This window comes from Sporacetigenium sp. TC11 (genome assembly GCF_058146105.1).
In genome coordinates, this window is sequence record NZ_JBYVNY010000002.1 from 246,622 (window position 1) to 268,243 (window position 21,622).

Genomic DNA, 21,622 nt, shown 5'->3' on the forward strand with positions numbered 1-21,622 from the left:
GTCGTTGGCGACATGAGCGTAGCGAATTTTTTAAAAAGGGGTTGATGCAAATGGCAGTAGAAGAAGTAAAGAGATATTTTAGTGAAAAACAAATAGATAGAGATATTATGTTTTTAGACGAAAGTAGTGCAACAGTTGCACTAGCAGCTAAAGCAATTGGAGTAAAAGAAGAACAAATTGCAAAAACTTTAGCATTTAACTTAAAAGGGGAAAGCATAGTGATAGTTACCTGTGGAACAGCAAAAATAGACAACAAAAAATTTAAAGAGCAGTTTGAATGTAAAGCAAAGATGATGTCTTTTGAAGAGACATTAGAAAAGACAAATCATCCTGTTGGAGGAGTATGTCCCTTTGGATTACCATCTGATGTTTTAATATATATAGATAAAAGCTTAGAAAACTTTGATGTTGTTTATCCTGCTGCAGGTGGAACAAATACAGCTGTTAAAGTTACACCTGATGAAATGGTTAATTGGACAGGCGCACAGTGGGTAGATGTATGTAAATTTTAAAAAATGGACCTTTTTTAGTTAAATATAACTAAAAAAGGTCCATTTTTTATTTCTCGAAAATTGTACAATATTACAAGAATATAACTATAATACAAAAAAATCAAAAAATTATGGAAATTATTCAGTAAAAAAGTTGGATTTATGCCATAGAAAAACAGACAATTCTGTTAATATTAATATAACATTAAAACCCCTGTAACGTAGTTGATGTTAATAGTATTTTGAAGGCATTAATGAAGTAAATGATCATATATAGTTGGATGTAAAAAATTCAGACTATTTTAAAATATGAAAAAATTATAAATAGATTTATAATATCTATTACCTTGAAATAGGTATTATAAATTTCATTTAAAACAAATTTAAAAATTAATGAAGGGGGTTTTGTTTTTGTCAGAAATGTCAACATCAACTAATGCAGCTGCAATAGCAGCAAAAAAGAAGTTATCATCTCAGTTTTTTAAGAAGGGGATTGCAATTGCACTATTTTCAGGAGTAGCCTATGGATTTTATTCAGCATTTTTAACATTAGGTATGACCAAGGGTGTCTGGGGGGATTGGTATGGTGCAAATACTGCAGGGTTATCAGCCTTTGTAATTACCTTTGTAATAGCTGCAATAGGAAGTGCAGTAAATGATACTTGTAGTGCTGTTTGGGCTATGGCATATGCAGGGTATAAAGGTAAGTTTGGAGATTTTTTTAGATGTATTAACACTACTCCAGGTCGTGTAATGATTGTAGCAGCTTTAATAGGAGGTCCTATTTCTAGTACTGCTTATGTTGTTGGACTTCAAATGGCTGGCTCAATTGTTATTCCTATTACAGCCTTATGTCCAGCTATTGGTGCTATCTTAGGAAAAGTTTTATTTAAACAAGAATTAAACAAGCGTATGATGTTAGGTATTGCTATTTGTGTTATTGCAAGCTTTATGATAGGTAGCACAAGTATTAGCGGAGATGCACAAGAAGGAGCATTTTTAGGAGTTTGTATAGCTTTTATTGCTGCTCTTGGTTGGGGATTTGAAGGTTGTGTAGCTGGTTATGGTACATCTATGATAGACTCAGAAATTGGTATTACTATTCGCCAGGCAACATCAGGTCTTTCAAATTTAATTATATTACTACCTATCTTTGGGCTTATAGCAGGGGATGTAGGTCTTTCAACTAGCCTTGCATTAAAAGCATTTACAAGTGGGCCTGCTATGATTTGGTTTGCTATAAGTGGTCTTTGTGCATTTGTTTCATATATGTTCTGGTATAAAGGAAATAGTATGTGTGGTGCTGCTTTAGGGATGGCTTGTAATGGAACATACTCATTCTGGGGACCATTTTGCTGTTGGTTAGTACTTGGAGTATTCTATGGAATAGAAGGTTGGTCAATACCACTTATAGCTTGGGTTGCTGCTGTACTTATGATGTTTGGTATATTAGTAATCTCAATGAATCCTTTAAACTTATTCAAAAAGGAGGAGAATTAATATGAAACCTCTTAACTATGCAATTTTAAAGCATTTTACAAAAGTTAAAGACGCTTGTGCACAAGACGTTATAGAAGAACTAAAAGGGGAATATGGAAATTTCAAAGCATTAAATAAAAAAGATGTAATTACTGCATTAATGACAGCTGAAGCTAATGGACTTCTTGAAGAATCTAGATTTATGATGACAGATACTGGTGAATTGTTAGTCTATTATCGTGCTCACGAGGAAGGGGCAGCTACAATTAACAAGTATATTAAGGATTAATTACCTCAAATAAGGAAGGGGGAAATTTGATGAGGTATTATGGAGAAGAAGCACTAGGTCTTGTTGAAACAGTAGGTATGGTTCCTGCAATTGAAGCAGCAGATAAAATGCTAAAGGCTGCTGATGTTGAACTAGTAGCTTATGAAAATATAGGTTCTACACTAGTTACTATTATGGTAAAGGGAGATGTTGCTGCAGTAAAGGTATCTGTAGAAGCAGGTTCAGCAGCAGCGGCGGCAATAGGTAAACTAACAGCACAAAATGTTATGCCAAGACCTATTAGACCTATTGGGGACATAGTATCTATATACGATATTGATAAATAAAAGTAATAAGAATAGAGGAGTTAGATATGAGCACATACAGAGCTTTAGGTTTAGTAGAAACCTTTGGAATAGTATTTGTTTTACAGGCTGCGGATGCAATGTGTAAGGCAGCAGATGTTGAATTAGTTGGTTTTGAAAACGTAGCTTCTGGATATATTTCTGTTTTGGTTCGTGGAGATGTAGGAGCATGTGAAGCGGCTGTGGAGGCAGGGATAAGAGCTGTAGAAGAAATGGGTAGTGAAGTTTATAGTTCTGTTGTTATTGCAAGTCCGCATCAAAACGTTGAAAAAATTATTTCTCGTTATTCAATGGAGACTTTAAATCCATAAAAATTACTATGAAAATATATTTAATACAAGAAAGGGAGAGAGGTAAATGAACATTATTGATAATGATTTGCTCTCCATCCAAGAGGCTAGAATTCTCATGGAAAATGCAAGTGAAGCACAAAAATCTCTATCAACTTTCTCCCAAGAAAAATTAGATGAGATAGTTGAGCGTATGGCAGAAGAAGTTGGAAAGCACTCTTGTGAACTTGCTATTATGTCCCGTGATGAAACTGATTATGGAAAATGGCAAGACAAATATATAAAAAATAGATTTGCCTGTGAATACATACCAAGCAGCTTAAGGGGAATGCGCTGTGTAGGTATTATTAAAGAAGATAAAGATAATAAAACAATGGATGTAGGAGTACCAGTAGGAGTAATTGTTGCACTAAGTCCTGCTACTAGTCCTGTTTCTACAACAATTTACAAAGCATTAATTGCCATTAAGTCAGGAAATGCAATTATTTTTTCACCACATCCTAGAGCTAAAAAGACAATAGGCAAAGTACTAGATATTATAATACGTGCTGCTGAAGGATATGGATTGCCAGTAGGAGCTATTTCATACTTACATACTGTAACACCATCTGGAACAATTGAGTTAATGAATCATAAAGAAACATCTCTCATTATGAATACTGGTGTACCAGCAATGCTTAAAGAAGCATATAAATCTGGAAATCCTGTAATTTATGGAGGTAATGGTAACGGCCCAGCATTTATTGAACGTAGCGCTGATATAAAGAAGGCAGTTAGAGATATTGTCTTTAGTAAGACATTTGATAATGGAATTGTATCAGCTGCAGAACAATCTATTGTAGTAGATAGCTGTATTGCAGCTGAGGTTAAACAAGAGATGAAAAAAAATGGTTCATATTTTATGACAGAAGAAGAGTCAAAAAAACTTGGCTTATTATTTTTTCAATTAGATGGAAGTATGGATTCTGAAATGGTAGGTAAATCTGCATTAGAACTTGCAAAAAGGGCAGGGTTTTCTGTTCCAAATGACACATTGTTATTAATTTCTGAACAGAAGTATGTTACTGAGAATAATCCTTATTCAAAGGAAAAGCTTGCTCCTGTTTTAGCTTATTACATAGAAGACGATTGGATGAATGCCTGTGAAAAGTGTATAGAGTTACTATTAAGTGAGAGAAACGGACACACCCTTGTTATTCACTCTAAAAATGAAGATGTCATTCGCCAATTTGCATTAAAAAAACCTGTAGGTAGAGTGCTTGTTAATACACCTGCTTCATTTGGTAGTATGGGGGTAACAACAAATTTATTTCCTGCATTAACTCTTGGAAGTGGGTCCGCTGGAAAAGGAATGACTTCTGATAATGTTTCACCTATGAATCTAATTTACATTCGTAAAGTTGGGTATGGTGTTAAAGATATTGAAGAAGTATCAAATATTACTTTGCCAGAAGAGAAACCATCTATGAGCTTGATGTCAAAATCCAACAATTACGATAAAGATGAAATTAAAGTTCTTCAATGTATTTTGGAAAAAATTATAAAGGAAATAAAATAATTAGATAAATGTACAAAAGATAAGAACGAATTGGGGGGAGCATTTTGGATATTCGTGAGTTTTCAAATAAATTTGCAGAAGCTACTAAAAATATGTCCGCACAAGAAAAAGCATCTTTAATGAAAATTTTTGAAGGTATTTCAAAGGAAATCATAAAAGATGATAATAAAGTACACCAAGACGTAAAACAAGATGTGAAACAAGAGGGAATTCCAAATGGAATGACTGAACGTCTAAAAAAGCTAAAAGAAACTTATTTAAAGTGGAAGCCTACTATAACAACATATCGTGCACGTGCTATTACTAAAATTGCCAAAGAAAATCCAGGTATGCCTAAAATTTTATTAAGAGCTAAATGTTTCCGTTATTGTTGTGAAACTGCACCTTTAGTAATTCAAGATGATGAATTAATTGTAGGAGCTCCTTGTGGTGCACCTCGTGCTGGTGCCTTTTCACCTGATATAGCATGGAGATGGATGGAACAAGAACTTGATACAATTGGCACTCGTCCTCAAGATCCATTTTATATTTCAGAAGAAGATAAGAAGTACATGCGTGAAGAACTTTTCCCATTTTGGAAAGGTAAATCTGTAGATGAATATTGTGAAGATCAATATCGGGAAGCTGGAGTTTGGGAGATTTCAGGTGAATCATTTGTTTCAGATTGTTCATATCATGCATTAAATGGTGGAGGAGACTCTAACCCTGGATACGATGTAATTTTAATGAAAAAAGGTATGATAGATATTCAAAATGAAGCAAAAGAACACTTATCTAAATTAACCTATGAAAATCCTGAAGATATTGAAAAAATTTATTTCTATAAATCTGTTATTGAAACTACTGAAGGAGTTATGATTTATGCTAAGAGATTGTCTGATTATGCTTTTGAATTAGCGCAAAAAGAGACAAATCCTAAGCGTAAAGCAGAACTACAAAAGATTTCTGAAGTAAACAAAAGAGTTCCTGCACATAAGCCTAGTAATTTCTGGGAAGCAATTCAAGCAGTTTGGACTGTAGAATCTTTATTAGTAGTTGAAGAAAATCAAACAGGTATGTCAATAGGACGTGTAGATCAATACATGTATCCGTTTTATAAAGCTGATATAGAAAGTGGTCGTATGTCTGAGTATGAAGCATTTGAGTTATCTGGTTGTATGTTAATAAAAATGTCAGAGCTGATGTGGGTTACTAGTGAAGGTGGTTCTAAATTCTTTGCAGGATATCAACCATTTGTTAATATGTGTGTTGGTGGTGTTACTCGTGAAGGCTTAGATGCTACAAATGATTTAACTTATTTATTAATGGATGCAGTTCGCCATGTTAAGATTTATCAACCATCTTTAGCTACACGTATTCATAGTAAGTCACCTAAAAAGTACTTAAAGAAAATAGTTGAGGTTATTCGTTCTGGTATGGGATTCCCAGCATGTCATTTTGATGATGCTCATATTAAAATGATGTTAGCCAAGGGAGTTTCTATAGAAGATGCTCGTGATTACTGTTTAATGGGTTGTGTTGAACCACAAAAATCTGGCCGTTTATATCAATGGACTTCAACAGCTTATACACAGTGGCCTATTTGTATTGAGTTAGTTTTAAACAATGGGACTCCACTATGGTACGGCAAGCAAGTTTGTCCTGATATGGGAGATTTAAATAGTTTTAAAACCTATGAGGACTTTGAAAACGCTGTCAAAGAACAAATTAAGTATATTACTCAGTTAAGTAGTGTAGCAACAGTTATATCTCAACGTGTTCATAAAGATTTAGCTCCAAAGCCATTAATGTCTATTATGTATGAAGGTTGTATGGAAAATGCCAAGGATGTTTCTTCTGGTGGAGCAATGTACAATTTTGGACCTGGAGTTGTATGGTCTGGTTTAGCTACATATGTAGATGCTATGGCTGCTATTAAAAAGCTTGTATATGATGAAAAGAAATATACATTAAGTCAGTTAAACGAGGCTTTAAAGGTTGATTTTGCTGGTTATGAACAAATGAGAAATGACTGCCTAAAAGCACCTAAGTACGGTAATGACGATGATTATGCGGATTTAATTGCTGCTGATTTAATTAACTTTACTGAAATGGAACATCGTAAGTACAAGACTTTATACTCTGTACTTAGCCATGGAACATTGTCTATTTCTAATAATACTCCTTTTGGTCAATTAACTGGTGCATCTGCTAATGGACGTAAAGCTTGGATGCCATTATCAGATGGAATAAGCCCTACACAAGGAGCAGACTTTAAAGGGCCTACTGCAATTATAAAATCTGTTTCTAAAATGTCTTGTGACAATATGAATATAGGTATGGTTCACAACTTTAAGCTTATGTCAGGTTTATTAGATACTCCAGAGGGAGAAGAAGGTATTATTACACTACTTCGTACTGCATGTATGCTTGGTAATGGGGAAATGCAGTTTAATTATTTAGACAATAACACATTACTAGAAGCACAAAAACATCCAGAACAGTATCGTGATTTAATAGTTCGTGTTGCAGGTTATAGTGCATTCTTTGTAGAGCTTTGCAAGGATGTTCAAGATGAGATAATAAGTAGAACTATGATTACTCATTTTTAATTAAGATAGATTGGGAAATTAAATGTAATTTATCCAGAAGCTAAGAACTTTAAAGCTTTTGGATAGACTACATATCTAAATATCCAAATGAATCAAATAGGAGACTAGGGATATGAGCAATAAGAGAGGGGCAATAATCGAAAGAAAGGCGTTTATATTTAATATACAAAAATACAATATGTATGATGGGCCAGGAGTAAGAACATTAGTATTCTTCAAAGGTTGTCCACTACGTTGTAAGTGGTGTTCTAATCCTGAAGGATTAGAGAAAAAATACCAAGTTATGTTTAAAAGTGGATCATGTACTGATTGCGGTGCTTGTGTATCTGTTTGTCCTGTTGGAATTCATACTATTACTAAGGAAAATAAACATGTAGTAAATAATAGTATTGATTGTCTAGGCTGCAATAAGTGTAAGAATGTTTGTACTGAAGCTGCACTATCAATTGTAGGAGAGGTAAAAACTATTTCTGAACTTTTGGAAATTATAGAAGAAGATAGAGATTTTTATGAAATTTCAGGAGGCGGTGTTACTTTAGGTGGTGGTGAAGTAACAATGCAGTCAGAATTTGCAGCCAACTTACTTATGGCTTGTAAACAAGAGGGAATAAATACAGCTATTGAAACATGTGGCTACTCAAAGCTTGAATCTATACTTAAGGTAGCTGAATTCACCGATTTATTTTTATATGATTTAAAACATATAGATTCAGAAAAACATTATCAACTAACAGGTGTTCGTAATGAAAGAATATTAGAAAACCTAAAAGAACTACTTCGTCGTAGGCATAATGTAAAAATAAGGATGCCTTTATTAAAAGGGGTAAATGATAGTCAAGATGAGATAAAAAGGGTAATTAATTTTTTAATGCCTTATCGTGATTACAAAAATTTTAAGGGAATAGACTTACTTCCTTATCACAAATTAGGTGTAAATAAGTATAAACAGTTAGGTATTAAATATCAAATAGATGGAGATCCAAAATTAAGCAATGAAGATTTGGATCTTATTGAAAGTTGGATTAAGGAATATGATTTTCCGGTTTCAGTTATAAAACATTAAAATATGTATACATATTGAAAATAGATTGAGAGGTAACTTTTATGAAGGCTGTTGGTGAAAAATCTATACAACGTGTCATAGAAGAATCAGTACCTGGAAAGCAGGTTACAATAGCTCATGTTATTGCATCTCCAATGCAAGATATATACGAACGCTTGGGAATAGATGACAAAGGAGCAATTGGAATTTTGACAATAACACCATATGAAACAGCTATTATTGCAGCTGATGTTGCAACAAAGGCGGCAGATGTTGAAATTGGTTTTTTAGATAGATTTACTGGATCTTTGATTATTACTGGGGATGTACAATCTGTTGAAACAGCACTTAGTGCAGTAAATGATACACTTAAAAATCTGCTAGATTTTACAGTAGCTCCTATTACGAGAACATGAGAAAGAAGAGAATAATGGTAATTGGACCTACAAAGTGCGGAAAGACTACCCTAGTCAATGTATTAAATGATTATAATGGTCCACTTAGAAAAACACAGGATATTATATATGGAAAAAACACTATAGATGTTCCAGGTTCATATATTGAAAATACATGGATGTACAAACATTTAATTGCACTTTCTCAAGATGCATCATATGTCTTAATATTAATAGATCAATCAAGACATGAAAATGTTTATTCTCCTGGATTTGCAAAGTCTTTTAATTGTCCTGTAATTGGAGTAATAACTAAAGCTGATTTAATGATAGAAAATGAGGAGTTATGTTATAAGCAGTTAAAGCAAATAGGTGCAGTAGAACCTTATTATAAAATAAGTGTTTTAAATGAAATAGGCATTAAAGAATTAAAAGAATACTTGTTTTCAAAACAAGAAAGGTAAAGGGGGATTAATATGAAGTTCATAACCGAAGAATATTTACGGGACTTATTTAGAAAAGAACCTTTTACTAATTATGAGATAAAAGATGGAGAAAGACTTACCCCAGGAGCACGTGAATTTTTACGAGATCGCGATATAAGTATGTTTGATCAAAGAAACCAGTGTAGGGAAAAAAAGACAATAAATAATTGGAAAAAGAAAAAGTTTCAAAGTAAGGTTAAATCAATAGAGGCAATATTTCTTACTACTGCACAAGAGCTTTTAAGTAGAGATGTTTTTTTAGCTCAAAGTGTTATAAATTTAGGTAAGGAATTTTCAAGTATTAAAAACACTGTAGAAGAAAGTAGTATTATAAAAAATCTTCAATTTAAAGAATGTACAGGAATAAAGGAAGCTAATTTATCTGATGATTTAGATGATTGTTTTGAAATTACAGAGTTTCACATACAATTGGAAAATGGTAGAGATATAATTATTTTGCATAGATTACGTTGTGCTCTTAGAGAACTAGAACCACTTATTTTAGAATTATTAGACAGTAATGATAGTGAAAGTGAATTTTGTAAACACACAATGGGTAAGGTTAATCAAAATATTAATATCCTGTCCCAAATAATTTGTTCTGTTCTGGGAGGTAAGAAATGTCAGAGAAGGTTTTAACATATGAATACTGTGATCAGCTTGTCAAAGACTTTGAAAAAGTAGTTAAACAGCCAATTGTAAGTAAATCTTCAGTTTACTATACTGGAGTAGATTTAGGTACAGCATGTGTTGTTTTAGCAGTTTTGGATGAAAATTATAAGCCAGTTGCAGGAACTTACAGATATGCTGATGTAGTTCGCGATGGAATGGTAGTGGATTATATTGGTGCAATAAAAATTGTTAGAGAGCTAAAAAAAGAACTTGAAGAAAAATTAAACACAGAATTAATTTATGCAGCTGCAGCAATACCACCAGGAACAGATACTTTGGATTCAGGAGCAGTTAAAAATGTAGTCCAAGCTGCTGGATTTGAAATAACAAATATTCTTGATGAACCTACAGCAGCTAATAAGGTTCTTAATATTCAAAATGGAGCAGTTGTAGATATAGGTGGTGGAACAACTGGAATTTCAATATTAAAGGATGGTAAGGTTGTTTATATTGCCGATGAGCCAACTGGAGGAACTCATTTTTCATTAGTTGTTTCTGGTTCATATAAAATGCCATTTAATGAAGCTGAATTATACAAAAGGGATTCCAAAAATCATAGAGAATTAATAACGGTATTAAAGCCTGTAGTTGAAAAAGTAGCATATATTATAAATCAACATATTAAAGATTATGATGTTGAACAGATATCTTTGGTAGGTGGAACTTGTTGCCTAACAGGTATTGAAGATATTATAGAAAAAAAGACAGGAATTTTTACTCATAAACCTAAAAATCCTATGTTTGTAACTCCTTTAGGAATAGCACTTAGCTGTACTCAAGAAATTATAGAATAGGGGATAAGTTATTATGGAATTTAGAATTATTAAATCTCCATCAAAAGGAACCATTGATATTCTTATGAAGCGATTAGGTACAGGGGTTAAGGATGATTTAAGTTGTATTGATGCAATAGGTTTGGTTCAAGGTAGAATGATAGATATGATTTGCGCAGCTGATATTGCAGAAAAGGCTGTTGGTGTTAATGTATCGGATATTAAGGGAAGTTGTCCACAAAACATGATAATGATAGCAATATTTGGGGACACGGCTTCTGTAGAGTCAGCTATTTCAGAGATAAAATGCAATTTTGATAAGGAGAAAAATGAATGTTAGCTGCAAAATTAATTGATAATGTATGGGCAACTAGAAAGGCAGATTCCCTAAATGGATTAAAGTTTATGTTAGCAGAAGTAATTGGAGGCAAGGATAGCGGTCAGAGATTAATAGTTATAGATATTATTGGTGCAGGTATTGGAGATAGAGTTATTGTATGTACGGGTTCAGCAGCTCGTAAAATGTTAGGTAATGATAATATTCCAGTTGATGCAGCTGTTGTAGGACTTATTGATGAAGATTGCAATTTTGGATAAATTCAGGGGGTATAATAATGAATCTTCTTGAGATGGTAAAAGAAGCCGGAATTGTTGGTGCAGGAGGAGCTGGATTTCCAACTCATGTAAAACTTGCATCAAAGGCTGAATACATACTTTTAAATGGAGCTGAATGTGAACCCCTATTAAGGGTAGACCAGCAGCTTATGGAGTTTTTTCCAGATGAAATTATAAAGGGCTTTGAATCAGCTGGAAAATTCGTTGGAGCAAATAAAGCAATTATAGGTATAAAAGGAAAGCATAAAAAAGTAGTTTCTATACTTCGAGATAGAATAAAAGAACTTCAAGTAGATGATTTTGTTGAAGTTAAAGAGTTACCAGATATATACCCAGCTGGTGATGAACAAGTATTAGTTTATGAACTAACAGGAAGAGTTGTTCCAGAAGTCGGTATACCAATTCAAGTTGGATGTGTAGTACTAAATTCAGAGACTGCATTAAATATATATTATGCATCTTATAATGAGTCAGTTACACAAAAGTATATAACAGTAGCAGGAGATGTTCCTAATAGTTTAACTGTAAAGGTTCCTGTAGGTACACCTATTATAGATGTATTAAAGTTAAGTGGTATAGATAATTTTGATAATTATTCAGTTATTGATGGAGGACCTATGATGGGGCCTGTTATGAATAACTTAGATGGATATATTACTAAAAAAAATAAGGGATTTGTAATCCTTAAAAAAGATCATCATTTAATAAGAAAGAAATCTATTACTTCAGATCAAGCTAGAAGAGTTAATAAATCTTCTTGTGAACAGTGTCGTATGTGTACGGATATGTGTCCTCGCTATCTTCTAGGCCATGAAGTACAACCTCACAAAATGATGAATGCACTAAACTATAAATTAGAAGATTTAGAGGGACAAAAAAGTTCACAGCTTTGTTGTCAGTGTAATTTATGTGAATTGTTTTCATGCCAGGCAGGACTTCATCCTAAGTTTGCAAATTTACATTTCAAAGATAAATTGGCAGAACAAAACATAAAATATACACCTAAAAAATCAGAATTTACAACTCGCAAAAGTAGAGAGTATAGATTGGTTCCAAGTAAACGTCTTGTAGCTAGATTGGGATTGTATAACTTTGATAGACCTGCCCCTATAAATGAAGTAGAATTAAAACCAGAATTTGTACATGTATCAACAAGACAACATGTAGGAGCACCTGCAATTCCAAATGTTTATGTTGGTGATTATGTTGAGGCAGGACAAAAAATAGGTGAAATTCCTGATGGAAGTTTGGGGGCCACTATACATACAAGTATTTCTGGAACTGTAGTTGAAGTTGAAAAGGATTTCATTGTAATAAAGGGGGATTAATATGGCAAATGCAATAGGGATGGTGGAATTTACAAGTATTGCACGTGGAATATATGCAGCAGACCAAATGGTAAAAGTTTCTGATGTTGAAATAGTTACAGCTGGTTCTACTTGCCCTGGAAAATACATTGCAATAGTTCATGGGGATGTTGCATCAGTTCAGGATTCAGTAAGTACTGGAGAGAGAGTAGCAGAAGAATATTTAGTTGATTCAATTATTATACCAAATGTTAGTCCTCAAGTATTCCCAGCAATTACAGGTTCTACAGCACCAGATAAAATTCAAGCATTAGGAATTATAGAGTCTTTTTCTCAAGCAACTATGATAATAGCTGCTGATGCAGTACTTAAAGCAGCAGAATTAGAGCCATTAGAACTGCGTTTAGGAAATGGGTTAGGGGGTAAATCATTTTTTACTTTCACTGGTGATGTTGCTGCAGTTCAAGCAGGAATTGAAGCAGGGATATATGTTGGAAAAGACAGTGGTTTTTTATTAAATACAGAGGTTATACCTTCACCATCTGATGTATTGATGACATCTTTACTTTAATATATAAGAACTTTTATACAAAAGAGATGTTTTAAATATTATAAGAAAGGATGTGAGAAAATGAAAAAGTTGATTTGTGCAAATGATGTTGAGACAGCTAAAAAGCAAGGGGAGAAAATAATCTATATAGACAATAATACAATTATTACACCTTCGGCAAAAGACATAGCTAGACTAGGGGGAATAGAATTTTCTACAGAAGAAAAACAAACTGAACCAACAAATACTCAGCCTACAAACTCTAGTGAAGATCAATTGGATAGCGAAATGATTTACAAGATACTAAAAGCTGTTATGGATAAAGGGCTTTTAAGTGGAATACTTGATTCAATTGCTAATCCAAAGCCATATACAGCTGAAACTGCTGGTAATGGACTTAAAGTAGTAAGAGGTAATTCTGTAAAGTTTGATGTATTTGATACTGGAAATCCAGATGCAAATGTACATTATCAAGAATTAATAAGTAAAGATGAATCTTCTATGAGTGCTGGATTTTTAACTATTGATAAGTCAAAGTTTGACTGGGAATTAACTTATGAAGAAATTGATTATGTAATTGAAGGTACTTTGACAATTACTATTGATGGTAAAACTTTAACAGCATATCCTGGTGATGTACTTTATGTTCCATCAGGCTCAAAGGTTACTTGGGGTTCTCCTGATAAAGCTAAGTTATTTTATGTTACATATCCAGCCAACTGGGCTGACTTAATAAGCTAAAGTTAGGGAGGACTAATTAATGCAAGCACTTGGGGCAATAGAAACAAGAGGACTTATTGCAGCTATAGAAAGTGCAGATGTTATGCTAAAAGCAGCAGATGTTAGTATATTAGAAAAGACATATGTTGGAGGTGGGATTGTATATATTGCTGTAACTGGTGATGTTGGTTCAGTTAAAGCAGCTGTAGAGGCAGGTGCAGAAGCAGTGAGAAGAATGGATGAAAAGCTATTGATTTCACAACATACAATTCCACGTCCACATATTGATCTAAATAGTATAATTAAAGCAACAAAGACTGAACCAGAATCAGTAATTGAAAATAATGTTTCTGTACAGGAAGATTTTAGTAATTCTTGCAATAGGTCATCTGTAGATGAAATGGTACTTGAATATGGATTAGAAAAATCTATGAAAATTATTAAAAGGCTTAAACTTTTAGAACTTAGAGCTTTAGCCTTTGAATATAATAACTTTGGAATATCAGAAAAACAAGTATCTAAGATAGGTAAAAAGTTATTAATTGAAGAGTTTATAAAGTATTACGAAAACAATAATTTGTAAAAAACATATATTAAAAAACCATAAAAACTATAAAAACTAGAATGGGGGGTTTTGATTGGGGAATATTGATCATGATTTACGTTCAGTACAAGAAGCAAGGGACCTTGCAAGATTAGGAAAGATTGCCACAAATCAACTTGCCGACTATACTGAAGAGCAAATTGATAAGATTCTATGTAATATGGTTAAAGTAGCAAAGGAAAATGCAGTTTCTTTGGCTAAAATGGCTGTAGAAGAAACTGGATTTGGAAAAATGGAAGACAAAACATACAAAAATCACATGGCTTCTGTAATACTTTATGATTCAATTAAAGATATGAAGACTATGGGGGTAATTAGGGAAGATGTTCATAACCAAGTTATAGACATTGCTGAACCTGTGGGATTGTTAATGGGTATTGTACCATCAACTAATCCAACATCAACTACTATTTTTAAAGCTATGATATCAATTAAATCACGTAATGGAATTGTATTTTCTCCACATCCATCAGCATTAAAATGTACACTTAAGGCTGTAAAATTAATGCATGATGCTGCAGTGGAAGCAGGAGCTCCTGAAAATATTATAAGCAGTATTTCTACACCAACTATACAAGGTACAAATGAATTAATGAAACATGAAGATATTGCTATGATTATTGCTACTGGAGGACCTGGAATGGTTAAGGCATCATATAGTGCAGGTAAACCTGCCTTAGGTGTTGGTGCTGGAAACTCCCCTGCTTATATTGAGAGAACTGCAAATATTGAAAAGGCAGTTAGCAATATTATGGCAAGTAAAACTTTTGACAATGGTACAATTTGTGCATCTGAGCAATCAATAATTGTTGAAGAATGCAACCGTAAAGAAGTTGTAGCTGAGCTTAAAAAGCAAGGCGGATACTTTATGACTGAAGAAGAAACTAAAAAAGTTTGCAAATTATTATTTAAGAATGGACACACAATGAATGCAAAATTTGTAGGTAGAACTCCACAGGTTATTGCAGAAGCTGCTGGAATTTCTATTCCAGAAGGAACTAAAGTTTTAATAGGAGAGCAACAAGGGGTTGGAGAACAATATCCATTATCCTACGAAAAACTTACAACAGTTCTTGCTTTTTATACAGTTAAAGATTGGCATGAAGCATGCGAACTTAGTATAAAATTACTTCAAAATGGCATAGGACACACTATGAGTCTTCATACTGAAGATAGAGATATGGTAATGAAGTTTGCCAAAAAGCCAGCATCTCGTATTTTAGTTAATACAGGTGGAGCTCAAGGTGGAACTGGAGCAAGTACTGGATTAATGCCTTCATTTACATTAGGTTGTGGTACTTGGGGAGGAAGTTCAGTTTCTGAAAATGTCAGTCCAATGCATTTAATAAATATAAAAAGAGTTGCATATGGATTAAAGGATTGTAATACATTAGCTTGTAGCGATTCATCCTTTAATTATCCTGAACTAAATATGAAAAGTGAAAAAAATTGTTTTGAAGGTAGCTCTCCTTTAAGTGGATTAAATATAGACCTTGGCGATAATGAAAAGCTTTTAAGTTTAGTTAATGAATTGGTAAAAGTTATGAAGGGAGCTAACTAAAATGGAAAATCATGAAGCTGTCTTAAAGCTTTTGATGGAAGCTATTCAAGCTAGTGTATCTTCAACAGAAAAAAAAGAAGATAGCAATGAAATTCCAGTAGGCGTTTCAAATCGTCATTTACACATTTCACAAGCAGATATGGACTGTTTATTTGGAGAAGGATACCAAATGACTAAAATGAAAGACTTATCGCAGCCTGGACAATATGCTTGTAAAGAAACATTAACAATATGTGGTCCAAAGGGTGCAATTGAAAAAGTTAGAATTCTTGGTCCTGTCCGCAGTAAAACTCAGGTAGAAGTACTAGCAGGGGATTCCTTTAAGCTTGGAATAGTATCTCCTATAAGATTATCAGGTGATTTGTATGGAACTCCTGGAATAACATTAGTTGGGCCAAAGGGTTCTGTTCAAATCAAAGAAGGTGTAGTTGTAGCACAAAGACATATTCACATGAGTTGTGAAGATGCACAAAGACTTGGAGTTAGTGACGGCCAGGTAGTATCAATCGAGGTTGTTGGAGATAGAGGTGGGATTTACAACAACGTTGCTATTCGAGCAAATGATACTTCTGTTTTGGAGTGTCATGTTGATACAGAAGAAGCAAATGCTATGAATATTAATTCATCAACAAAAATTAAAATAGTTAAATAAAATTAAAATAAAAAATAAAAATTTGGGAGGAATAGAAAATGAAATATGATGCATTAGGAATGATAGAAACAAAAGGTTTAGTTGGAGCTGTAGAAGCTGCAGATGCAATGGTTAAGGCTGCAAATGTTTACTTAGTTGGTAAAGAGCATGTTGGTGGAGGACTAGTAACTGTAATGGTAAGAGGTGATGTTGGTGCTGTTAAGGCTGCAACAGATGCTGGAGCTGCAGCTGCACAAAGAGTTGGAGAGTTAGTTTCAGTTCATGTTATACCACGTCCACATATGGAAGTTGAGACAATTTTACCTAAAATAAATAAGGCAGATTAAAATAAATTTTAATATAATAATAGAAGGGTAGATATTAATATCTACCCTTTGTTTATTTTTTGTTTTGATGTATGTACATATTTTCTATAAGCCTGAGGAGTCATATTCATTTGAGCGCAAAAAACCCTATTAAAATATGATGCATCTGAGAATCCACATTCTATTGAAATACGATAAGCAGGATAATTGGTTTTTTCTAGCAAATCACAAGCGTATTGTACTCTAAGATCAATTACATATTCTGAAAATGATATACCCATTTCCTTTTTAAAAGTGTGACTAAAATACTTAGGATTTACAAAAACTTGAGAGGACACCATTTCTAAAGTTAGCTTTTCCTTAAAATGTTCTTTTATATACTGTATTGATTCTTTCACAAATGAATTACGAGATCCTTTGTGTTCATTAATTTTTTTATTAATAAGTTCATGTGATATAATTTCAGATTTATCTTCAGATAGTAAAACTTTACGCAAAACTTGTTTAAATACAGTTGGTTTCACTGGTTTTAATATATACTCTAAAACCTTTAATGTTATTGCCTTTTGGGCATAGTGAAAATCAGATGATGCAGATAAAATAATTATAGATGTATGGGGAAGAAATTTTCTGATTTCTTCAATAGTACTCAATCCGTCTAACTCGGGAATTAGTATATCCATAATAATAATATCTGGTTTATATTCCTTGGCTAGCTTTATAGCTTGAATTCCGCTTTCACATGTTAATAACATATCTTCTTGAGTAATTTCATCTTCAATAACGGATTTTAGAAACTCTTGTTCAAGTATTTCATCTTCTACTATTAATATTATGCTCATTATAATCACCTCACAATAGGTGTAGACGGAATTGTTATATTTACAGTGCTTCCACTATAATCAGATTTTATAATTTTTAATCCGTATTCTTGTCCATACTGTTGTTTTAAACGTTTATCAGTGCTCCAAAATCCTAAACCTGATTTGTTTTCAGAATCTTGTATTTTTTGCAAAACATCTTTAGAAAAACCATTCCCATTGTCTATAATAGAGATTACTATATCCTTTTCTACTTCTTTAGCATAAATACATACTTTTCCACCATCACGCTTAGGGGTAATACCATGTATTATAGCATTTTCAAGTATAGGTTGAATTACCAGATTAGGTATCCTATAAGATTTAAGACTTTCAGGAACACTTATTTCGTATTCCAAACGATTTTTAAATCTTGATTTTTGTATATATAAATATTTTTCAATGTTGTCAATTTCAGCACCTAATGTATGTAGTTGATAGTCTTGTTTTAAATTATATCTAAGTAAATCAGAGAGACAATATATAAGTTCCTCAGTTGTATGAGAATTTTCAAAATATGCAACACGAGCAATACAGGTTAATGTATTAAATAAAAAATGAGGATTAACTACCAAAGACATATTTTTGGCTTCTAAGTCTATAATTTTTTTTTCTAACATTTCCTTTTCAATTGACAATCTTTCAATATCAGCACGTGAATTATTTGCCTTTTGACATAAATCAAGGGAAATATCCTTAGTAATTTGTTTACATAATTGTTCATGAATTTTAATTTTATTTGGGTCTACAGTATTTAATGAAGATATGGATTTGGCTACATCCTCTGGGTTATGAAATTTATTTTCCTTAAAGGAATTTATATCAATCATATATTTTTGATGTTCATTTTCCTTTATATATACCTGCAAACCACCTGCATAAGCTATTGTCTCATTATTTACTATAATAGGTAAAAGGATGTTTTCAAGGCCATGTTTACATATAAACTTATTTTCTTCATTAGAATTCAATCTAGATTTATAGTCATTGCATACTTGACTGACGTTTTCCCTACATACACTAGTACAAAAACTTGGAGAAGGAATAAATTCAAATAAAATATCCCCATTTATATCAATTAAAAATAAAGGTATATCTGATAACGATAAAATATTACTATATCTTGTATATAAATTTGATGTTGTTAACTCTTTGAGCATTTTTTTTATCTTACTCATGATTTTTGATACTCCCCTTATGACATAAAATTTATAACAAATAGAAAATCTATAATACATTACCCCTATTGTTATACATAAAAAATTCTATCTTTTACTCCTATAACCCATATAATTTATAATATCATAATTTATAGGATAATTAACTAGATATATTTAAGTTTGGATATTGTACAATGGTTTTTATATAGTAATTATGTAAGAAATTGTGATTTTTCCATTTTTTGTTTTGAAATAGTTATATTTAGTATTATGATAAAGATAATAAATTATAGTTATGTTATAATCTATTATACAAATTATTAATATAAAAAATAAACTTATAAAATAATATATTTAAATATGAATGGTGGAAAAAATTATGAAAATGGAAGAGTTAGTACAAGAAAAATTAAGGCTGGTTTTTAATGACAATAACATAGTTTTTGACAAATCTCGCTTTGCAGGCGGGCTTACTAATTACAACTATATTATGAATATAAAAAATACAGAATATGTTATTAGACAGCCAGGAGGCATGACAGACCTTATAATCAATAGAAAGAACGAAAAAGTTAATAACATAATTGTATCAGAGTTGGATTTAAACTCTAAATGTATTTACTTTGATGATATCAGTGGCATTAAAATTAGTGAGTATGTTAAAAACAGTAAAAATATTGCTCAAACTAATCCATGCTCTAAAGAAAACCTAAAAGCTGTTTCTAATATATTGAAAAAAGTTCATAATAGCTCAAAAATTTTCAATAATTCTTTTGATTGGAAAATAGAGCTAGAAAAATATGAACAGATTATCAAAGATTTAAATGGAAGTTTTTTTTCTGATTATGATGACCTAAAAAATAAGTTAATTATTTTTATGCAAAATAATATTGAAAATACAATTCTTGTTCCTTGTCATAATGACACAGTGCCAGAAAATTTTATTGTAGATAATAAAGGAAAAACTTATTTAATAGACTGGGAGTACTCAGGAATGAATGACCCAAGTTGGGATGTAGCTTCATATATTCTTGAATCAAAATTAAATGAAGAAGCAATTAAATACCTACTTATTGATTATTACGATGAGTTTCCTTCATATTCTGAAATAATGAAAATTAAATGTTATATGTTGGCTCAAGATTTACTTTGGATGGTATGGGCAATGATTAGACACTATAGTGGAGATGATTTCCTAGATTATTGTTGTCTTAGATACGAGAGATTTCAAAAAAATATAAATGAGATTATGTTATCGCCCCTTTATCCAATGGATGAAATGGTAAAAAATTAGGACTTAAATTAATTCAAAAATATACATTTAACATGTTTATGTTAAGTGTATATTTTTTTAGCTAATTTATTAAAATATTTTTTTAATATGCTAATATATATATTATATAACTAAATAAGGAGTGGTCGGATGAATAAACAAAAAAATATCGCGTTAAATATTAGTAGAGTTTTTTTTATGATGCTAGGCGCAGCACTTGCATCAATTGGACTTGAGATTTTTCTAATACCTAATAATGTAATAGATGGAGGAATCGTCGGAATTTCAATAATAACTAGTTATTTTACTAAACTTCCTCTTGGTTTATTTACATTTTTACTTAATATACCTTTTTTTATAATTGGGTATAAGCAAATAGGAAAAACATTTGCTATATCAACTCTATTTTCTGTAATATGTTTTTCAATAGGAGTATCCATACTACATCCAATTCCAGGGATAACTGAAGATATATTTTTAGCAACAGTTTTTGGAGGTATTATATTAGGAATAGGAGTAGGTCTTATAATACGTAATGGTGGATCTATAGATGGAACTGAAATTGTTGCAATAATGTTAGATAGAAAGTTACCATTTTCTATAGGTGAAATAGTAATGTTTTTTAATGTATTTATATTAGGTGGATCAGGTTTTGTTTTTGGATGGGATAGAGCTATGTATTCACTTATAGCATATTTTATAGCATATAAGGCTATAGATGTTACTGTTGAAGGGCTAGATGAATCAAAAGCTGTATTTGTAGTTTCAGATAAATACACTGACATAGCTTCTGCTATATCATCAAGACTTGGAAGAGGAGTAACTTTGCTTGATGGGCAAGGGGCCTATAAAGGTGAGTCTACAAAGGTAATTTATAGTGTTGTATCAAGACTAGAAATTGCTAAAATAAAATCTATAATACATGGATTTGATGATGATGCCTTGATAACAATAGGAAGTGTAGAAGCATCAGGTAAGAGATATGGAAAAAAAGCAATACATTAATACATAAATCAAACCACGATAGATACCGTGGTTTATTTTTATTTTAAGTATATTTAATATCTAGTAGTCTTAGGCAATAAAAATACTGCTGCTTCTATAGCAGAACTTATTAAACTTTCTCTATCAGGAGTGATATCTATATTTGCATCATATAAAACAGTTCTAACAAATTGAACTGCCTTTTCTTTTCTCTGACCTTCAGATATTTGGCCGGCTATATAAATTTGTTCTGAATATTTTACTGCTTGTTCTGCTGAAGAAATTATTAAATCTAAAACTTGTTTACTTTGTTTGTCTTTATTCATTGAATTATTTATGCTTTTGACCATAGATGCTAATTCATCTATGATATTTAGGATATCTTCTGTAGGAACTTGTCTTGATTTTAGAAATGACACTATTATAGGGGCTCCAACTAAAATAATCCCTACAGACAGTATGCTAATAAATAGAGTTACTAAATTACTATCCATTAAGTTCACCTCCTTTTATTATAATATTCAGGAAGGTTATATAAGGTACTAGTAGCTTGATTAAAATCTTTTATTGGGATTATTATTTAATTGGACGAATATGATATCTATATAAAAACAAATAAGGG

General features: G+C 31.9%; 26 protein-coding genes. 23 read left to right on the forward strand and 3 right to left on the reverse strand.

What is annotated here, in order from left to right:
* The first annotated feature begins 50 nt into the window (after window positions 1-50).
* The 21 genes from ACUSRV_RS04115 (at window position 51) to eutM (ending at window position 16,744) form a co-directional block, all read left to right on the forward strand.
* On the forward strand, window positions 51-512 hold the full coding sequence (locus ACUSRV_RS04115) for a YbaK/EbsC family protein (protein WP_490140652.1): 462 nt from the start codon (window positions 51-53) through the stop codon (window positions 510-512).
* A 399-nt stretch (window positions 513-911) separates the two neighbouring features.
* Window positions 912-1,991 (forward strand): hypothetical protein, encoded by a 1,080-nt coding sequence (locus ACUSRV_RS04120; protein ID WP_490140993.1) that lies wholly within the window; start codon window positions 912-914, stop codon window positions 1,989-1,991.
* A gap of 1 nt (window position 1,992) precedes the next feature.
* Window positions 1,993-2,259 (forward strand): hypothetical protein, encoded by a 267-nt coding sequence (locus ACUSRV_RS04125; protein ID WP_490140653.1) that lies wholly within the window; start codon window positions 1,993-1,995, stop codon window positions 2,257-2,259.
* A 29-nt stretch (window positions 2,260-2,288) separates the two neighbouring features.
* Window positions 2,289-2,585 carry a BMC domain-containing protein gene (locus tag ACUSRV_RS04130; protein ID WP_490140654.1) on the forward strand — a complete coding sequence of 99 codons (297 nt, stop codon included), beginning with the start codon at window positions 2,289-2,291 and terminating at the stop codon, window positions 2,583-2,585.
* A gap of 26 nt (window positions 2,586-2,611) precedes the next feature.
* A complete protein-coding gene (locus ACUSRV_RS04135) occupies window positions 2,612-2,914 on the forward strand; it encodes a BMC domain-containing protein (protein ID WP_490140655.1) in 303 nt (100 codons plus the stop codon).
* 46 nt (window positions 2,915-2,960) lie between these two features.
* A complete protein-coding gene (locus tag ACUSRV_RS04140; RefSeq protein ID WP_490140656.1) occupies window positions 2,961-4,451 on the forward strand; it encodes an aldehyde dehydrogenase family protein in 1,491 nt (496 codons plus the stop codon).
* A gap of 44 nt (window positions 4,452-4,495) precedes the next feature.
* Window positions 4,496-7,042, forward strand: coding sequence for a choline trimethylamine-lyase (gene cutC, locus ACUSRV_RS04145; RefSeq protein WP_490140657.1), 2,547 nt, complete (start codon window positions 4,496-4,498; stop codon window positions 7,040-7,042).
* Between the two features lie 112 nt (window positions 7,043-7,154).
* On the forward strand, window positions 7,155-8,105 hold the full coding sequence (cutD, locus tag ACUSRV_RS04150) for a choline TMA-lyase-activating enzyme (RefSeq protein ID WP_490140658.1): 951 nt from the start codon (window positions 7,155-7,157) through the stop codon (window positions 8,103-8,105).
* A 41-nt stretch (window positions 8,106-8,146) separates the two neighbouring features.
* On the forward strand, window positions 8,147-8,500 hold the full coding sequence (eutS, locus tag ACUSRV_RS04155; RefSeq protein ID WP_490140659.1) for an ethanolamine utilization microcompartment protein EutS: 354 nt from the start codon (window positions 8,147-8,149) through the stop codon (window positions 8,498-8,500).
* The gene (locus ACUSRV_RS04160; RefSeq protein ID WP_490140660.1) at window positions 8,497-8,943 is read left to right on the forward strand and encodes a EutP/PduV family microcompartment system protein; all 447 of its coding nucleotides are present in this window, start codon (window positions 8,497-8,499) and stop codon (window positions 8,941-8,943) included. Before eutS ends, ACUSRV_RS04160 begins: the two co-directional genes overlap by 4 nt.
* A gap of 12 nt (window positions 8,944-8,955) precedes the next feature.
* Window positions 8,956-9,603, forward strand: coding sequence for a hypothetical protein (locus ACUSRV_RS04165; RefSeq protein WP_490140661.1), 648 nt, complete (start codon window positions 8,956-8,958; stop codon window positions 9,601-9,603).
* A complete protein-coding gene (gene eutJ, locus ACUSRV_RS04170) occupies window positions 9,585-10,430 on the forward strand; it encodes an ethanolamine utilization protein EutJ (protein ID WP_490140662.1) in 846 nt (281 codons plus the stop codon). The genes ACUSRV_RS04165 and eutJ overlap by 19 nt, the downstream gene beginning before the upstream one ends.
* Window positions 10,431-10,443: 13 nt before the next feature.
* Window positions 10,444-10,749, forward strand: a complete 306-nt coding sequence (locus ACUSRV_RS04175; RefSeq protein WP_490140663.1) for a BMC domain-containing protein — start codon at window positions 10,444-10,446, stop codon at window positions 10,747-10,749.
* Entirely contained in the window at window positions 10,743-11,006 is a 264-nt protein-coding gene (locus ACUSRV_RS04180; protein WP_490140664.1) for a EutN/CcmL family microcompartment protein, read from the forward strand. Before ACUSRV_RS04175 ends, ACUSRV_RS04180 begins: the two co-directional genes overlap by 7 nt.
* 17 nt (window positions 11,007-11,023) lie before the next feature.
* Window positions 11,024-12,352, forward strand: coding sequence for a 4Fe-4S dicluster domain-containing protein (locus tag ACUSRV_RS04185; protein WP_490140665.1), 1,329 nt, complete (start codon window positions 11,024-11,026; stop codon window positions 12,350-12,352).
* 1 nt (window position 12,353) lies between these two features.
* Complete coding sequence (locus ACUSRV_RS04190) at window positions 12,354-12,902, forward strand: BMC domain-containing protein (protein WP_490140666.1); 549 nt, start codon at window positions 12,354-12,356, stop codon at window positions 12,900-12,902.
* A 60-nt stretch (window positions 12,903-12,962) separates the two neighbouring features.
* Window positions 12,963-13,622, forward strand: a complete 660-nt coding sequence (locus tag ACUSRV_RS04195) for a cupin domain-containing protein (RefSeq protein WP_490140667.1) — start codon at window positions 12,963-12,965, stop codon at window positions 13,620-13,622.
* A 19-nt stretch (window positions 13,623-13,641) separates the two neighbouring features.
* Complete coding sequence (locus tag ACUSRV_RS04200; protein WP_490140668.1) at window positions 13,642-14,184, forward strand: BMC domain-containing protein; 543 nt, start codon at window positions 13,642-13,644, stop codon at window positions 14,182-14,184.
* A 55-nt stretch (window positions 14,185-14,239) separates the two neighbouring features.
* Window positions 14,240-15,766: an acetaldehyde dehydrogenase (acetylating) gene (locus ACUSRV_RS04205; protein WP_490140669.1), complete on the forward strand. Its 1,527-nt coding sequence runs from the start codon at window positions 14,240-14,242 to the stop codon at window positions 15,764-15,766.
* Window position 15,767: 1 nt separating this feature from the next.
* A complete protein-coding gene (locus ACUSRV_RS04210) occupies window positions 15,768-16,418 on the forward strand; it encodes a phosphate propanoyltransferase (RefSeq protein WP_490140670.1) in 651 nt (216 codons plus the stop codon).
* Window positions 16,419-16,456: 38 nt separating this feature from the next.
* On the forward strand, window positions 16,457-16,744 hold the full coding sequence (eutM, locus tag ACUSRV_RS04215) for an ethanolamine utilization microcompartment protein EutM (RefSeq protein WP_490140671.1): 288 nt from the start codon (window positions 16,457-16,459) through the stop codon (window positions 16,742-16,744).
* 41 nt (window positions 16,745-16,785) lie between these two features.
* Here the strand turns inward: eutM and ACUSRV_RS04220 are convergent, their stop codons facing one another.
* Together ACUSRV_RS04220 and ACUSRV_RS04225 are read right to left on the reverse strand one after the other, a co-directional pair.
* Window positions 16,786-17,565, reverse strand: a complete 780-nt coding sequence (locus ACUSRV_RS04220) for a response regulator transcription factor (RefSeq protein ID WP_490140672.1) — start codon at window positions 17,563-17,565, stop codon at window positions 16,786-16,788.
* A 5-nt stretch (window positions 17,566-17,570) separates the two neighbouring features.
* Window positions 17,571-18,761, reverse strand: coding sequence for a histidine kinase (locus ACUSRV_RS04225; protein ID WP_490140673.1), 1,191 nt, complete (start codon window positions 18,759-18,761; stop codon window positions 17,571-17,573).
* Window positions 18,762-19,122: 361 nt separating this feature from the next.
* Between ACUSRV_RS04225 and ACUSRV_RS04230 the strand changes: the two genes are divergently transcribed.
* Both ACUSRV_RS04230 and ACUSRV_RS04235 read left to right on the forward strand, forming a co-directional pair.
* On the forward strand, window positions 19,123-20,037 hold the full coding sequence (locus ACUSRV_RS04230) for a choline/ethanolamine kinase family protein (protein WP_490140674.1): 915 nt from the start codon (window positions 19,123-19,125) through the stop codon (window positions 20,035-20,037).
* 129 nt (window positions 20,038-20,166) lie between these two features.
* On the forward strand, window positions 20,167-21,021 hold the full coding sequence (locus ACUSRV_RS04235) for a YitT family protein (protein WP_490140675.1): 855 nt from the start codon (window positions 20,167-20,169) through the stop codon (window positions 21,019-21,021).
* Window positions 21,022-21,074: 53 nt separating this feature from the next.
* On the opposite strand, the gene ACUSRV_RS04240 is transcribed toward ACUSRV_RS04235, so the two are convergent.
* Window positions 21,075-21,494 (reverse strand): protein-tyrosine phosphatase family protein, encoded by a 420-nt coding sequence (locus ACUSRV_RS04240; RefSeq protein WP_490140676.1) that lies wholly within the window; start codon window positions 21,492-21,494, stop codon window positions 21,075-21,077.
* Window positions 21,495-21,622: the final 128 nt, after the last annotated feature.